This window comes from Alteromonas sp. KUL17, assembly GCF_006538305.1.
Classification (GTDB): domain Bacteria; phylum Pseudomonadota; class Gammaproteobacteria; order Enterobacterales; family Alteromonadaceae; genus Alteromonas; species Alteromonas macleodii.
In genome coordinates this window covers 73,446-89,736 of sequence record NZ_BJKJ01000004.1, presented here as the reverse complement: position 1 = coordinate 89,736, position 16,291 = coordinate 73,446, and the positions used below count along the sequence as shown (strand labels likewise).

Below are 16,291 nucleotides of genomic sequence, written 5' to 3'. Positions count from 1 at the left end.
CACGTTTAGTTAGCGCAGCGACCTAAAAAGCTTGTTATAGAGTTCACCACGGCTTCAGCACTTTCAATTTGCGGATAGTGCCCAATTTGATCGAGCTCAATTACGTCTGCATTAGGAATGAGTTGTTTGTACCGCGCCACCATATGCGCGCCAGAGATTGGATCAGCCATACCTGCGGTTAGTCGAAGAGGGGCATTGGCATTTTGCAGTGCACTTACCCAGCGCTCTCGGTATTGTTTACGCTGCTTCATATAGTCCAAAAGCAAGTGCATGTGTTGGTGACCATTATTTGTACTGATAAGCATCCAAAAATCATTGATGTCTTGATCTGAAGGAGGTGTGTTTGGACCAAATATGTTGTGCATGCTTTTTCGAATTGCATTTTTGTTTAAAAAGCGAATGAGTAGACCACCAATTGGAGAGAGCAGCAGCTTTTGAATGGGCAGAGCACGATGTGTCTCAGGAAAAAGGCCACCGTTAAGTAAGTGCAGCGATTCGATGCGAAAGGCAAGGTCGTTTTCCAGTTGCTGCGCCATCATTTCTTGCGCAACCGTATCACCGTAATCATGAGATAGAACATGGGCTCTTGTGATACCTAAATGCCTTATTACCTCACTTATCGTGTCTGCTTGCTCTTTAATTAAGTATTTTTTTGGTGACTTATCGCTAAAACCAAACCCCGGCATATCGAGCGTCACGCATTGATACTTGTTTGTAAGTGCTGGCCATATTTTAGCCCAATCAAAACTTGCGGTGGGGTATCCGTGAATGAGTAATAGTACTGGTCCCGTGCCTTCTGTTTTATAAAAAACTTGCTGACCGTCGACGTTTAAAAAGTCTCCGGAACTTCGCCATTGTGAAAGTTGCATTTCTACATGCCTTGTTATGTTTTTGTATTTAGCGTGCCCAGCCTTTGATTTCACGTCTGTCGTGAGGGCGACATTTTAATAATGTCGCGCGCTGCACAGGGAATTTATAACGCAGGGTATAGGTAGTGGAAAATGAGAGGTACGCTAGTCTTCAACCGGAATACAGACGGTTACTTTCGTTCCCTCTCCAGGGGCTGATGTTAAGTCAATCTCACCGTTAAATTTTTGTCGTACTAAGTTGTATAAAATATTTAGGCCCAGCCCTGTACCGCCTTTATCACGAGCCGTGGTGTAAAATGGCTCGAATACCTTCTTGTGAAGTGCCTCTGGTATACCTTTGCCATTGTCTTGTACGCTAATCACAATGCCTTTAGCATTTTTGCTGCAGCTCACACTCACTCTATTCACGTCGTTATTTACCGATGGACCAAAAGCGTGACGCTGAGCATTCGATATTAAATTTGTTAGCAATTGGGCAATTATACCGGGGCAGGTGGTTATCACTAAATTGGGCGTAACGTCTATGCTTAGCTCAACTTGTTCTTTGCGAAGCATGGGTTTTAAAGGGTTACAGACTCTAGGGATATATTCGTCTAATGCAATTTCTTCTATTTCTAACGACGTTTGGTCAGCAGAAGTGCGCTTAAAGTCTTGTACTAAATTCGCTGCCCGCATCAGGCTCGTTTCAGCCAAGTTTAGCCCTTCAGAGCAAATAGCTTCGAAGTCTTTAAAACCCTGCTCGGTTAATTCATCGTTTTCGAAGTCTCGATAGATGCCTTTTAGTTCTTCTTTGCAGTTACTGACGGAGGTAAGTGCAATGCCTAACGGCGTATTAACTTCGTGAGCAATGCCTGCGACTAGATTTCCTAACGCCGCCATTTTTTCTGACTCGACGAGCTTTTCTTGTGCGGCCTCAAGTTCAGCCGTGCGGTCTATTACTTTTTGCTCAAGGGTTTGGTTGGCCTCAATTAGCCTCTGCTCGTAATCTGCGCGCTCATTTGCACTCACTGCACGCCCGTAAAGGTCTGCCAGTGACGCCGCAAATACAACTTCATCGGCATGCCATTCACGGGCTTTGCCTTGATGTTCACAGCAAATTATCCCAATCATTTTGCCGCGGTGGCGAATAGGGACATCAAGCATAGAGCTAATCCCAAGCGGCGTTAAATACACTTCTGCAAATTCAAATGTTGCAACATCTGTTAATGCGTCGTGGGCCGCAATGGTTCTCTCTGAATCTAGCGCCTCGAAATAATGAGGAAAGTCTTTTCGCGTAAGTACTAAGCTTTCGTGGTCCAGGTCATTACCCTTATCAATGAGCAATGTGCACTGTACCAGTGTTTGCATTTCATCATACAACCAAATGCCAGCTCGAGTAATTTGCAAACCCTCACACACCGAGTTGATAATAAGTCTAGAAGCAACGTCTAATTCACCTTTATCAATATCTGCGCTTTGGCTAACGCGTAATAAGATTAGTTCTAGCGATTCTTTCATTCATCTTCGTCCGGTTCTGTGGCTCGGATTTCAAGGATTCTGTCGAAGTGCTCTATCATAATGTGGGTGATTAGCGGATCGAATTGTTTCCCGGAATTCTTATGAAGATAGGCTTTTACTTCCTCAGGACTCCATGCCGGTTTATAGCAGCGCTTAGATAGCAATGCGTCGACAACGTCGACAATTGCCATAATTCGGCCCTCCACGGGAATGTCGTCTCCAGCTAATCCTTCAGGGTAACCTTGACCATCCCACCGCTCATGATGCGTTTTCGCAATGATGGCGCCCATTTTAGCAACGATGCGATCAGACCCCGCAAGTAGCTCGTAGCCTTTTTGTGCATGGGTCTTCATGATCTCCCATTCTTCGGGGTCGAGTTTGCCCGGCTTATGTAAAATAGTTTCAGGGATGCTAATTTTACCCACATCATGAAGTGCGGCTGAATACCGTATGGTCTCAATAAACTCTCGGCTCATGTGAAGCTTTTCAGAGAGAAATTCGGTCATAAGAATGACCCTTCTCACATGACCACCGGTCTCTTTACTCCGCATTTCGATTGCGTCGCTAAGCACCATAATGAGTTCTTTTTGGGTTTTTTGTATGTCTTCTTTTTGCGTGAGATTTTGGAATATTACCGCCACATTAGAGGCAAACATCTCTAAGGTCTTGCGTTGCAGAGCATCCAGTGGATGATCTAATTTAACATACAAAATGTTGTGACTATCTTCTCCAGTAGGGTAGTAGCCGATGAATAAATCTTTAGACTGATAGTGACTTTTGTTTTCTAAGACTTGTTTGATTTCTTCTTCGATAGTTTCAGGAATTCGGCTAGAAATTCCAGGTTCGCATAATCCAACTAGGTCGCCGCTGGCACCTAGCACCGTCATGGTCGTATCGCCATATAAGTCGGTGTGCTGAGTAGACAAGTAGAGTACAGAGTTGTTTAGGTTAAGCAGTGTAAGTGTCTGTTTCAACACTGCGGTGCCAAATTGGGCTAAAGACTGGCTTGCTAAAACGGAAGACGAGGATTTTAAAACGTCTTCCATACCGCGCTTACCTTGCTCAATAGTCTGAATATCCCGATACGACCTTATTGCTGTGTACACACATGATTTAAGTTTAAGCGATGATAATTCGGTTTTGGCTTTGTAGTCGTTTATGTCGTAACGCCTGATTACCTCTTCTTCCGGCGCCTGACCAGGTTGACCTGTTCGCAGAATAAGGCGGGCGGTATGGTTATTGAGCTCGTTGCGAATGGCATCAACCAAATTCAAACCCGCATCGTCAGTTTCCATCACCACATCAACGAAAGCGAGAGCGATGTCTGGATTTGCTTTGAAAAGTGCTAGGCCTTCAGCGCCACTGTGAGCTGATAGAAATTCAACCCCGCGTTTTTCGAAATTAAATTTCCGCAGAGTGAGTTTAGTGACCTCATGTACGCCTTCTTCATCATCGATTATGGCTATTTTCCATGGAGCTTGGCGAGAGGTGGATTGTTCTGTTTTTGACTTCTTAAATAACGACATACATAGCGCTATAAACGTTTAGATACATTAAACGTAAGCCACAATTTTCAATCTCGCAAACTTACTCGACTAGTTTTGTTCTAAAGTTCAATGAGCATATTTTGATGACAGAAGTCTCTTTACCATCAGTTAGACGTGTTTTAGGCAAGTATTAAAAATATGCCATGTTTGTTAAGTTGTGGAGCCCAGCAGATTCCAGTAAGAGAAAACTGCTGGGCCGCGATACCTTACGACAATAGCGTTTAGCTATCTTCGATAGGGGTATTTTCAGTAATCGGTACCGTATTTACGTCGGTATCTAAGCTTTCTACCGCATTTCGTACGCCTGCGGCGTATTCTGGGTGTACCTTTTCTAGCACGGCGTACCAACGCTCTTTTACGCTATCTGAGCACGGGCCCATTGCGGCAGCGTAGTTTTTATACAGCCGTTCTTTTTGATCATCAGAGAACATCTCATACAGTTTTCGCGGCTGCACGTAATCCACATCTGCTTCATCTTGATGATATCTATCAGCGTCTCCATCAATGCGAAGCGGAGGCTCTTTCACTGAAAAGTCAGCCACCGGACCTTCGTATTGATTGGGCTCATAGTAGGCGTCAGGGTTACCAAAATCATTGGTAAAGAAGCGCATCGCGCCGTCTTTGTGATAGTGGTTTACCTTGCTATTTTTCGGCGCGTTAGCGGGGAGTGCTTCATAGTGTGTGCCCAAACGATAGCGATGGGCATCAGCATAAGAAAATATGCGAGCCTGAAGCATTTTGTCAGGGCTAAAGCCAATACCAGGGACAACATTTGATGGACTGAATGCTGCGTTTTCTATCATTTGAAAGTAGTTTTCTGGATTTCTGTTCATTTCCAGTTCGCCAACTTCAATAAGCGGATAGTCATCGTGCGGCCACACCTTGGTTAGGTCGAACGGGTTATAGCTTTGCTGTCCTGCTTCCTCTTCTGGCATGGCCTGAATGTACATTGTCCATTTTGGGAAATTGCCTTCTTCAATGGCGTTATATAGCTCTTCTTGATACTTTTCCCGAGTGCTTCCAATGATTTTTTCAGACGTTTCATTGGTGTAGTTTTTAATGCCTTGTTGAGTTTTGAAATGGAACTTCACCCAATGACGCTTGCCTTCCTTATTCCACATGCTGAAAGTGTGGCTGCCATAGCCGTTCATGTGCATAGGTGACACCGGAATACCACGGTCCGACATTAAAATGGTAACTTGGTGCACGCTTTCTGGCTGTGCAGCCCAAAAGTCGAACATGGCTTCTGGTGAGCGCAGGTTAGTTTTCGGATGTCGCTTTTGCGTACGAATAAAGTCAGGGAACTTGTATCCATCACGAATGAAGAAGATAGGAGTATTATTACCTACCATATCCCAGTTGCCTTGTTGTGTGTAAAACTTCAAGCTAAAGCCTCGCACGTCACGCTCGGTATCAGCTGCGCCTGATTCTCCTGCTACCGTAGACCACCGGCTTAATACTTCAGTTTGTTTACCCACTTCCGAGAATAGGTCAGCGCATGTGTAATCGGTAATGTCGTGCGTGACCGTAAATGTGCCCTGTGCACCCCAGCCTTTCGCGTGAACGACACGTTCTGGAATTCGTTCGCGGTTTTGATGCGCTAACTTTTCGATTAGTTGATAATCTTGTAAGAGGGCGGGGCCGGGCTCTCCTGCTGTTTTAGTGGTTTCGTTACTTACTACGGGGGCGCCTGCCGACGTGGTTAATTGCGGTTTCTTAGCCATTATAAAACTCCTTTCGTATGCTTTTTTTGAAAGCCAAACTTCCATAAACATCATGTGTGCCTGACTCATGACATGCTTTTGCTACGCACTGCTAAATGAAAGGGTTTACAAACTTCTATATATATCTATAAAAACAAACAATCTGAATTAGGTTTGCCACCTATTGAAGAGCAAACTCGTCGTGTTTACTCTAACTTAACAAGTTCAATTACCGCGTTTAAGGAAGTGTATGAATTTTGCCGAGTTTGCAGCATCAAGAAAGAGTGTTAGAGGGTTCACTAAACAGCCTGTTACTAAGGAAACAGTAGACGCGATTATCAACGCAGCGAAGTGGGCGCCATCGTCCTATAACACGCAAACCTGGAAAATTCATGCAGTAACAGGCGACGTGCTTGATAAAATTCGTGAAGGCAACACCAAAAATACACTTGAAGGTAAACCGCACGTTCGAGACTTTCCCTACAAAGAGGACTACGAGGGGATTCACCGTCAGCGTCAAATTGATGTAGCCATACAGCTGTTCGACGTAATGGGAATAACCCGAGAAGACAAGGAGAAGCGTATGGATTGGATGATGCGCGGCTTTAGGCAGTTTGATGCACCCGTTTCTTTGGTGCTTACCTATGACAAGGCTTTAGAGCCAGCGGGGATCACCCAGTTTGGTTTAGGGTCGCTGGCGTATGGCATTGTGCTAGCTGCATGGGACTTAGGGCTTGGTTGTGTTATCAATGGTCAGGGCATTATGCAGTCCGATGTAGTACACAAGCACGCTAACATCCCTGATGATGAGGCCATTATGATTTGCATAGCCTTGGGCTATCCAGACCCAGAGTTCGCTGCAAACGAGGTTCGCTCAACTCGCGCCGACAACGAAGAGTTTGTGACGTATCACGGGTTTTAGCGTTTTTCGATTTAGGCAGATTGTTATTTTTTCAGCAAGCCAATGCTGCGTTAAGCCATCGGCATGAAAACGTCCGTTTGAAATATCATGAGCTTCTAAAACAGCGCCTTCATAACTGAACATTTCCGACTTCTTAGTGTTAGTGGTTACTTTGTTAGATGGTTACTTAAAAATCGTTCTATCTCGGGCGCGGGGAGTGGCTTGCTCCAATAATAGCCTTGCCCCAAGTCACATCCCATATTTATTAGCTTTTCTAAAGCGGGTTTACTTTCAATACCTTCAGCTACCGCTTTCATGCCAAGGCTGTCGGCAATGCTGATTATTGCTGCAACTAAAGGTGCGTCGTTTTCCCCAATGCCCAAGGTGTTGATAAAAATGCGGTCTATTTTGAGTTTGCGAGCGCTAAATGTCTGTAGATAATTTAAATTAGAGTAACCGGTACCAAAATCATCAATAGCAAAGTGCACGCCTAACGATTTAATCGCTTCGAGCTGTTCGCCAGTGGTGCCATTTTCATCCGCGAGTATGGTTTCAGTTAGCTCGAGCTCTAAAAATTGCGGTGCTAATTGTGAATTTTGCAAGGCCTGCTCAACGACCGCAGGGAGCGTACCATCTTTGAATTGTGCGAAGGATAAGTTTACGGCAACCGTAAGATTAGTATGACCGTTTTCATGCTGTTTAGCGCAAAATTCACAAGCCTGGTTCAATACCCACGCACCAAGAGGGATGATCAGGCCACTGCTTTCCGCTAAAGGTATGAACTTGTCGGGGAATATCATTGAGCCGTCTTTCTGAGGCCATCTCAAAAGCGCCTCTACTGCTTGAACCTCGTTAGAGGCAAGGTCTATCAACGGTTGGTAGTACACCTCGAATTCATTGGCCTGTACAGCCGGGCGCAAACGCTGAATAAGTGTGAATTTTTCATCGTTTTCCTCGTCAAAGCGAACGTCATAGTATTCGTATCTATTTCTGCCGTTGCGTTTCGCTTCGTACATGGCAATATCAGCTTTTCGGCACAGCTGTTTAAATTTAATTCCGTCATAAGGCGCTTGTGCTACACCAATTGAACCCGATACTACCACTTTGGTTTGCAGCACTTCGAATTCGTTCGAACACCACGTAATTAAGTTCTTACATAAGTCATCGATTTCAGATTTGTCTGATATTTCTGGCGCCAACACAATAAACTCATCGCCACCGAAGCGTATTAAACTTTGCTTTGTGGATAGGTGGTCGGTGATGGTTTGAGATATTTTTTGAAGAAACCGATCGCCCGCAGCATGGCCAAGAGCGTCATTCACGGGTTTAAAGTTGTCTAAGTCTATAAACAGCAGCGCGAGCTGAAGCCCTTTTTCTTCACTCTCTCGTAGCATTTCGTTGAAAAGTCGCTCGCCCAAAATCCTATTTGGCAAGTTTGTGAGCGGATCGTGATGTGCTAAGTGCTGGATATGTGCTCTATTTTGCTCAACTTTAGACACCTCTTGCTGCAGTGACTGCATAAGCCGACGAATATCCTGTATCAAAATAAAAACGCTGAAGCCCGTAATAACGTAAATAACCATGATGAAGAGCACGTGAGACCAGCTCAAAATAGGCGGGTTTGGTGTTACTACATCGTGCATAATCAACCACGTAAGCGTAATGCACTGAAGAAGCACTAAAGATAAAACGGTGCCAAATAGGGCAATTCCACCTAATAAAGCCGCAAATATGATGACGCCAGGATAGCCAATCATGGCGATATCAAATACGCCTGCACCTGTTGCGGATAGGGCAAACAGCATTGACGACATAGCGCCTAAAAGTAGGTAACTGCTGGTGGTAACGTAATACTTGTATGCGAGCGAGCCAGTGACGATTAATGAGAACAAGCCCAGTAAAAAGATATCAAAAGTTATGCCTCTCGCGACCAGAGAAGAAGCGAAAAGCCCGAAGCCAGTTACCGCGCTTATTTGAATGACACGGCGCCTACGGAGTGACGTTAGATCAGCAAGCTTTGCTGATGAGGAAAAAAAATCTTTAACCTGCATTCTTCCAAATCTTGAAGGAGGTTTATAGCAACCTTAAACCTAACTTGGAAAAAAGCAAGTGCAGAGACGCAACGTTATACCAATCCGCATAGATAATTGCCCACTCAGAAGGTACTGGCAAGTTTCCTAGCGAAGCGTGGGAATGTAGGAATGGCTGTTCCCTTTCAAATTCCCAGAATGAAGCTAGGAAGCTTGCCAGACCTTCCCGAAGGGCGAGTTTAAAATGTCCGTACTCTTTGTTGTGCCACCTTAATGTAGAATCACTATACCTGCGGTAACACGCCGCGATTACGAACATTTTAAGTCTCGCTGAGTGGGTAATTATCTATGCGGACTGGTATTATATGTTATTGGCAGAAGACGAGGAAAAACACAGCAGTGCTCGAAAGCACTGCTGCCTGTAAAGTCAATAACTACCTTTCGTCTGATGGTGCGTAACGCTCCAACCAGTGTGCATATGGTGCAGGCATTACCCAAGATGGTTTTTCAACGCCTAGCTTTTTCGCTGCAAAGTAAGACCAGTGTGGGTTAGTAAGATGCATTCTACCTACCATAACAACGTCAAGTTGTTGGTTTTCAATGGTATCCTTGGCGAGCTCTGGTGTGTCTACTCCCCAAGCTGTAGCAACCGGGATCCCGGCTTCATCACGTACCTTTTTAGCAATTGGAGCAAGGAAAGCGGGGCCCCAAGGAATATTCGCATCAGGCGTGTTAAAGCCAACGCTTACGCTAACGAAATCAGTACCAATTTCTTTGAATTGTTTTACAAGTTCGATAGACTCGCTCAACGTCTGTTCGTCATCACCATCGTATTCGATAACGCCAAAACGCACGGTAAGCGGAAGGTTTTCAGGCCAAACTGCACGCACTGCGCTCAGTGTTTCAAGTAAGAATCGACCACGGCCTTGCGCATCACCGCCGTATTCGTCGGTACGCTTATTGGCGTGCTTCGAGAAAAAGCTTTGAGCCAAATAACCGTGGGCAAAATGCAGTTCAAGCCACTCGAATCCAGCTTCAAGCGCGCGCTGGGCACCTTTCACAAAGTCACTCTTAACGCGCTCAATATCGGCTTTGGTCATTTCTGTAGGCGTAACAGGTAAGTGTGCCCCAAAGGCTTCTGCCGAAGGTCCAATAGGCTGCCACCCTTTTTCTTCACTTGGCTGAATGTGGTCATCGCCTTCCCAAGGGCGGTTAGCACTCGCTTTGCGCCCGGCATGTGCAATTTGAATTCCAGCAACAGCGCCTTGGCTTTTTATACGATCAGCAACACTTTTTAAGCCACTAACGTGTTCATCTTTCCAAATACCTAAGCAATTTGGCGTGATGCGTCCTTCTGGCGAGACGGCGGTTGCCTCAACGATAACCAATCCAGCACCGCCTCGAGCAAATGACTGGTAGTTTGCTTCATGCCACTGGTTTGTAAACCCATCTTCTGCAGAGTATTGGCACATAGGAGGCACAGCAATACGATTGCGAAGCGTCACGTCTTTTAACGAAAATTGTTCAAATAATGCAGTCATATTTCTCTCTTTCTAAATAAACAAAAAAGCACTCAGCGAAGGCTGAGTGCTTTAAAACCTGGGGTTTATGCCGCAAGAGTTAGAATTTCACGGGCTTTTGCCAGGTCGATATCACCATGCTCACCAAGGGCTGTTAGTCCGTTGCGCTCTAAGTTATCGATAAGCCCATCAATTGCAGACTTTTCTATGTCATAGTCAGACAGGCGGGTTTTAACCTGCATAGTTTCAAAAAAGTCCTGAACCGCTTTTATGGTTAAGTCGATGGCCTTTTCTTTGTCATCTTCCTGAATGCCAAACACGCGCTCACCTAGCTGCAGAATTTTTTCCTGCTTTTTGTCACGCTGCACGAACATTAACGACGGTAGAACAATTGCTAGGGTCACGGCATGATCTAAACCGTGTAACGCAGTAAGTTCGTGACCTATCATATGTGTACCCCAGTCTTGCGGTACACCTTTGCCGATTAATCCGTTAAGCGCCATTGTTGCTGACCACATTACGTTTGCACGCACATCGTAATCTTCAGGCGTCGCTAACGCTTTAGGGCCTTCTTGAACTAAAGTTTGTAAAATACCTTCTGCAAAACGGTCTTGAAGCGGCGCATTTACTGGGTAAGTTAGATACTGCTCTATTACGTGAACAAATGCATCAACTACACCGTTAGAAACTTGACGAGTCGGTAGTGAATAGGTGAATTCCGGATCAAGTACGGCAAATACGGGTTGCAACGTTTCCGAGGAAAACGGGCGTTTCTGTGACGTTTCCTTTCTGTTTACTACCGAGTTGCCGTTACTCTCAGAGCCTGTCGCAGGTAGAGTAAGTACAGCGCCAACAGGGAGCGGGTTCTCAAATGCGGCGCCTTTAACTAATATGTCCCACGGATCGCCTGCAAAGTTAACGGCAGCAGCTACGAATTTCGCGCCATCAATAACACTTCCACCGCCAACCGCAAGAATGAAGTTTACGTCATTTTCACGGGCGACATTCACAGCTTTCATCAGTGTTTCAAATTCTGGGTTTGGTTCAACACCCTGAAATTCAATGACTTCAGCACCTGCTAGTGCAGTCGTTACTTTATCGTAAATACCATTTTTCTTAATTGAGCCGCCACCGTAGAGGAAGAGGACTTTTGCTTGTTGCGGCAAACGTGAAGACACTTCACTTAGTTGCCCTTTGCCGAACAGAATTTCGGTTTGATTTTTAAACGTAAAATTAAGCATAGTGTTGCCTGTCCTTAATTAGATTGTGAATTTAACTGTTGTAAAAGCTTTTCAGCTAACAGTTCATCAGAAAACGGGTTTTGGCCTGTAATAAGCTCACGGTCTACTACTACATTGGGCGCCCACATTTCTTTGAATTCCATCTTGCCACCCGCTTGCACCATGGCGTCTGCTGGGTAGTACAATAACGTTGCGTCGTTTAACGTACTTTCAAAATAGGCCTCTTCCGGTGTGGAGAAGATTGTCATTTTGTAGCCATCATAAATCCAACTCTCAGATGAGGCTTGCTCACCGGATTTCAATGCCAGTTCAAATGCCTGCGGGTTAGATTGCCCAGAAAGTAAGGCGATTGGACCATGGCAGATAGCGGCAGTAGGTTTTCCTTCACTGTGAAAGTGAGACAAAATTTCACCCACTTGAGGATTGTTTGCCAGGTCGATAAGCGGTGCATGACCGCCTGGAATGAATACGCCTTCAAACTCTTCCAGCCCTTGTCCAATCACTTCGCTCAATGACAGCGTGTCATCAATGCCTTCTATTGACGCTACAAACGTTTGAATGTCTCGCATTTGCGATTAGCCGCCATCAAAGTATTGCGGTATTACTGACTTTTTATCTACGGATGGCGCATTGCCTTTTGGCGTGGCCAATACCAGTTTGTAGCCTGCGTCTACCAATGCTTTTGCCGGCACACCAAACTCGTTAAGGTAATAGCCTGTAGGCTCTGTTTTGCCATCTGCAAGTTGCATTACATTTTCACTTGAAAGTAGTACAAGTATTTCGCCTTTACTGGCATTCGCAGCTTTAACGTCTGCCGCATAGGCCGACTGTGATAAACCCGCAATAATGGCGAGCGATAAAATTGATGATGCTGATTTCATGTGCAGCTCCTGTCGCATTAGAAAGTGCGTGTATCTTAGAGAGGTTGGTTTACATCGAGAAGTCAGATAAATTGTGACGAGTCATCAAAAATCTGATGGGTAGGGATTATGTCTTACTTAACACAGTTAAAAACCTTTGTAGAAGTTTATCGAAGCGGCAACATTACACGTGCTGCAGCTCGCCTTCATATGTCTCAGCCGGCGGTCACTTCTCACATACAAGCGATGGAGAATATTGTCGGTAAAGAGTTGTTCATAAGAAAAGCGAGAGGCGTTGAGCCAACGGCTATCGCTGATGACTTGGCGCTGCAGGTCGCCAGTCACATTGATACGTTAGAGCAGAAAGTGGCTTCTATTCGCAGTCGTGCTTCCACCGATCACGGCACGTTACACCTTGCAGGCCCTGCGGAGTACCTTAGTCTGGTGGCAGGTCCGGCACTCGCTAACTTGCTTCAGGCCGATAAAGTGAATTTAGTGATCCATACCGGCAACAAAAGTAATATTTATCATTTGTTGGAAAACGATGTAGCGGAGCTTGCCATTACGGCCTCTGAGCCCACTGACGCGATGTATGAATATCAGAAGTTGGATAAAGAGCGTTTAATCTTAGTGATGAACCGTGTGCAGGGAAAGTTGCTGGGAGAAAGAGAAATATCGGCAGCGCTACTCAACCAACATAAAGTAGTGACGTATGATGAACAGTTACCGCTTGTTCGGCGATACTTTTCGGAGGTATTTAATGCCGCGTGTGAGTCGCCTGTCGCGGCTGTTTGCCCCGATATAAGAGCAATAAATAGTATTATCAAAGCGGGAATTGGTTATTCCGTTTTGCCTGACTACTTATGTAAAGAAGGTATTTCAAAAGGCGAATTGGTCGCGCTGGGCAAGCCAGGCCCAGAAAATGATGTTTATTTAGTGTGGAAAAAGGGAGCGCTTCGTCATCCTAGGGTCGACTTCGCCAAAGATGTCATAATGGCTTTTGCAAACATTAACTATCTTTCGACACTTCCTGATTGAAGCTAGAGGCCTAAAAAGGGCGACGCATTTAGACAAGGCGTCGCCAATTGTTCCTAGATTAAATAACCAGGGCTTGTTGGTCTTTGCTGAATATTAAACAACAGCAGGCCCTAAAATGTACCAACAACTTTTACCGTGCCATCAACTTTACCTTCATCCACAAAACCTATGGTATTGGGGTTGGTCGCGACAAGATTTAACATCTCATCCTCAGTTGCTATCATTTCAGGCGGTGTGCCTCTGCCAGTAAACACAAGCTTCGACCAGAATGCAGAGTATTGTGATTCAGATTTTCCAAGCACATTATTATTAAAAGCGTCTCTGATATTATTACCTTGTTCGAAGGTAAGGGGAATTGCGCGACTTCCATCGGGAAATGCTTTTACTTTTCCCAGATATATTTTCTTGACGGTATCGATATCGATCCCAGAATTGTTGTTGGCATTTATTATCACGGCTGTACCGGCATAAATCGGCGCAGACATTAAAAAGCACAGGGCTGCAACTATCTTCATTGATATTACCTTCGTTCTTAACTCGCTAACATCGAGGCAAGCATGCTAGTGGTTTGTACCCAAGGGCGACGCGCCCTCACGAAAGTATAACCGAGATTTACAATTTGTCGCATTTCGACAAAAGGTGAAATTTGAAGGATCCTAAAACATACAAAGAGAAATTATGGCAAAACCTAATGCAAAAGGGCCGGTCAGAACCGTGCAAATTTATTGCTCCAAGTGCAAGTTCCAGCTATTTAAATATCGAAAAGGCGGCAAAGGCGCGTTGGTTAAATGCTTTAAAGAGAGAATAGTTGAGGACTTTACTCATGAAGAAGGAATATGTCCTTCTTGTGACGCACAGTTTGCAAGGAATGCCTTAATTCGAGGTGCACCGGCCCTGAAAATTGTTGGCACAAAGGTGACCATGAAGTAGCACAGACTGATAATCGGTTGTTAATCGGACAACTTTTTTAAAATATAAACGTTTGGATAATTTGCTCTTACGTAATTTTTGCCTAAATTAATATAAAGGGAATGCTGCCTCAAGCCGTTGTGCTGTTTGGTAAAAAAATTTAAGGCCGAGGTTAGAAAGCGCAACGGAATGGCTTTGTATTAAACGTCTACACATCGAGATGATAAATGTCCATTCAAAGAAAGTTTCTATTTTCTATTTCTGCTGTTATCGCTTTGTTCGCTTTAATTGTTGCCGTGGCAACGGTTATCACCACTTCCTCAAATGTTTCAACCCTTGTTCAAGAACAAAAGAAGAACACCGCCGATCGTTTAGTGAATATTCTTACTGTGACTGACTCTATTATGCTTGAACGCGTCAAAAGCAGTATGGCGTTGCTTAAGCAACGAGGTGAGGCAATCGGTGAACCCAATCAAACCGATATTGTTACCGTTAAAAATACGCAGGCTCGGCAGCTAAGGTTGGGCAATGCGGAGCAAGCCAACACATTCGATTTGGTCGATAACCTGACAAGCGTAATGGGAGGCACCGCCACGCTTTTTAGTAAAACAGGAGACGACTATATTCGCGTGAGTACCAATGTCATTAAAAATGGCGAGAGGGCGATTGGCACTAAGTTGGCCCATGATGGCAAGGCGATCAAAAAGATTAATCAGCAGGAAGCGTATTACGGTGCGGTTGATATTTTGGGTAGCCCTTATTTAACAGGTTACGAGCCAATGTTTAACAGCAGTGGTGATGTTGTGGGCATCTGGTATGTGGGATACTCAGCCGACCTTAACGTCTTAGAGCAAGCCATTAAGCAAAGTCACGTGCTAAAAGAAGGCTTTGTTGCCCTTCGTGATGCAAAAGGTAACATTCGCATGCATTCCGCACATGTGAATGATCGTCAGGTGGCCGACGCCCTTCAACCTAATGATGACTGGGTTGTGGAAGTGATACCGTTCTCGCCTTGGGGGTACGATATTATATTAGTGGCGTCGACGTCAGAAAAATCGGCTATGGTTCGAAGCTCTGTGTTGGTTGTTGTACTTAAAATCGTATTGGCGAGCGTGGGAATTTTGATCACCATTTGGTTGCTCGTTAAGTATATTGTTGGCAAGCCACTTGAAGAATTCATTGGGGTAGTAAACAACTTGTCTTCTGGTGAGGGAGATTTAACGTTCCGTTTTCAGGCATCAAGAAGCGACGAGTTTGGCACCATGGCAAGAGCGTTTAATGGGCTTCTTAGCCAGTTACAAGACACGTTGCAGAGTGTGGACGAAGCCACCGACCACATGCTAGCAAAGTCAGAAAGGTTAAATGCAACAGCGTTGCAATCCAAAGATACCGTTTCACAACTTAGCCGAGAAACGGAGTCAATTAATAACGCCATTTCATTAATGCAGCAGAATGCACAAACTGTGTCGTCAACCATTCGCAGTTCAAGTGAAGCGGCACACGCTGCCGATCAAGATACGCGAAGCAGCGTAAGCGTTCTGGCGCAAACCATTAAAGACATCCAGTCTCAGGCAAGCGATGTGGACGCGTCAGTACAGGTTATCACTGAGTTGGCTCAGGCAAGTGAAGAAATTAGCGGTGTAATGGAAGTTATCAGGAATATCGCAGAGCAAACGAATCTACTTGCGCTCAATGCAGCTATTGAAGCGGCTCGCGCTGGTGAGCAGGGACGTGGCTTTGCCGTTGTCGCTGACGAAGTCCGCTCGCTAGCAAGCAGAACGCAGTCTTCCACGGAAGAAATTCGCAATATGATTGAACGCCTTCAGCAAGGTAGCCGCGTTGCTTCTGAAAAAATGCAGCAAAATAAAGAAACCGCTTATAAAACCGTGGACACCACAAAACATGCTGGCGATTCGTTAAAGCAGGCGCTTGACGCTGTTGCACGCATCACAACGTTAAACCGAGACGCTGCCACAATGGCTGAAGGACAAACAGAGGTTGCTAACGATGTGAATAAAGGGGTAAGCAGTATTCAACAGGTGGGCAATGCCAATACTACCTATGCAAAAGAAGTGGCAGATAACTGTGAAGCCTTAGTTCAGCAAGTTAAGCAAATGCAAATGCAGTTGCGACGATACCATTTCTAGAGTTACTGGCTTATTCAATCGACTTGGCT

12 protein-coding genes and 1 pseudogene are annotated in these 16,291 nt (G+C 45.1%); 4 read left to right on the top strand and 9 right to left on the bottom strand.

Annotated features, from left to right (window positions below):
• Positions 1-5 precede the first annotated feature (5 nt).
• The 4 genes from KUL49_RS05155 to KUL49_RS05140 all read right to left on the bottom strand — a co-directional run bounded on the left by KUL49_RS05155 (position 6) and on the right by KUL49_RS05140 (position 5,637).
• Complete coding sequence (locus KUL49_RS05155) at positions 6-869, bottom strand: alpha/beta fold hydrolase (RefSeq protein ID WP_131136526.1); 864 nt, start codon at positions 867-869, stop codon at positions 6-8.
• Positions 870-1,013: 144 nt separating this feature from the next.
• Positions 1,014-2,366, bottom strand: a complete 1,353-nt coding sequence (locus KUL49_RS05150; RefSeq protein WP_131136525.1) for a sensor histidine kinase — start codon at positions 2,364-2,366, stop codon at positions 1,014-1,016.
• A complete protein-coding gene (locus KUL49_RS05145; protein WP_131136524.1) occupies positions 2,363-3,892 on the bottom strand; it encodes a DUF3369 domain-containing protein in 1,530 nt (509 codons plus the stop codon). Before KUL49_RS05145 ends, KUL49_RS05150 begins: the two co-directional genes overlap by 4 nt.
• A gap of 242 nt (positions 3,893-4,134) precedes the next feature.
• A complete protein-coding gene (locus KUL49_RS05140) occupies positions 4,135-5,637 on the bottom strand; it encodes a catalase (protein ID WP_131136523.1) in 1,503 nt (500 codons plus the stop codon).
• A 229-nt stretch (positions 5,638-5,866) separates the two neighbouring features.
• Between KUL49_RS05140 and KUL49_RS05135 the strand changes: the two genes are divergently transcribed.
• On the top strand, positions 5,867-6,538 hold the full coding sequence (locus KUL49_RS05135; RefSeq protein WP_039225304.1) for a nitroreductase: 672 nt from the start codon (positions 5,867-5,869) through the stop codon (positions 6,536-6,538).
• Positions 6,539-6,684: 146 nt separating this feature from the next.
• Here the strand turns inward: KUL49_RS05135 and KUL49_RS05130 are convergent, their stop codons facing one another.
• From KUL49_RS05130 to KUL49_RS21445, 4 genes and pseudogenes are all read right to left on the bottom strand, one after another.
• Positions 6,685-8,568 (bottom strand): bifunctional diguanylate cyclase/phosphodiesterase, encoded by a 1,884-nt coding sequence (locus tag KUL49_RS05130; protein WP_131136522.1) that lies wholly within the window; start codon positions 8,566-8,568, stop codon positions 6,685-6,687.
• Between the two features lie 413 nt (positions 8,569-8,981).
• Positions 8,982-10,088: an NADH:flavin oxidoreductase/NADH oxidase gene (locus tag KUL49_RS05125; RefSeq protein WP_131136521.1), complete on the bottom strand. Its 1,107-nt coding sequence runs from the start codon at positions 10,086-10,088 to the stop codon at positions 8,982-8,984.
• 65 nt (positions 10,089-10,153) lie between these two features.
• The gene (locus KUL49_RS05120; RefSeq protein ID WP_131136520.1) at positions 10,154-11,308 is read right to left on the bottom strand and encodes an iron-containing alcohol dehydrogenase; all 1,155 of its coding nucleotides are present in this window, start codon (positions 11,306-11,308) and stop codon (positions 10,154-10,156) included.
• A 14-nt stretch (positions 11,309-11,322) separates the two neighbouring features.
• Positions 11,323-12,189: pseudogene (locus KUL49_RS21445) on the bottom strand (type 1 glutamine amidotransferase domain-containing protein).
• Positions 12,190-12,297: 108 nt separating this feature from the next.
• On the opposite strand from KUL49_RS21445, the gene KUL49_RS05110 reads away from it, so the two are divergent.
• Positions 12,298-13,206 (top strand): LysR family transcriptional regulator, encoded by a 909-nt coding sequence (locus KUL49_RS05110; protein ID WP_131136519.1) that lies wholly within the window; start codon positions 12,298-12,300, stop codon positions 13,204-13,206.
• Positions 13,207-13,316: 110 nt separating this feature from the next.
• On the opposite strand, the gene KUL49_RS05105 is transcribed toward KUL49_RS05110, so the two are convergent.
• Positions 13,317-13,721, bottom strand: coding sequence for a phosphate ABC transporter substrate-binding protein (locus KUL49_RS05105; protein ID WP_014949893.1), 405 nt, complete (start codon positions 13,719-13,721; stop codon positions 13,317-13,319).
• A gap of 163 nt (positions 13,722-13,884) precedes the next feature.
• On the opposite strand from KUL49_RS05105, the gene KUL49_RS05100 reads away from it, so the two are divergent.
• Both KUL49_RS05100 and KUL49_RS05095 read left to right on the top strand, forming a co-directional pair.
• Positions 13,885-14,136, top strand: a complete 252-nt coding sequence (locus KUL49_RS05100) for a hypothetical protein (RefSeq protein WP_014976849.1) — start codon at positions 13,885-13,887, stop codon at positions 14,134-14,136.
• Between the two features lie 206 nt (positions 14,137-14,342).
• Positions 14,343-16,262, top strand: a complete 1,920-nt coding sequence (locus KUL49_RS05095) for a Cache 3/Cache 2 fusion domain-containing protein (RefSeq protein WP_131136518.1) — start codon at positions 14,343-14,345, stop codon at positions 16,260-16,262.
• Positions 16,263-16,291: the final 29 nt, after the last annotated feature.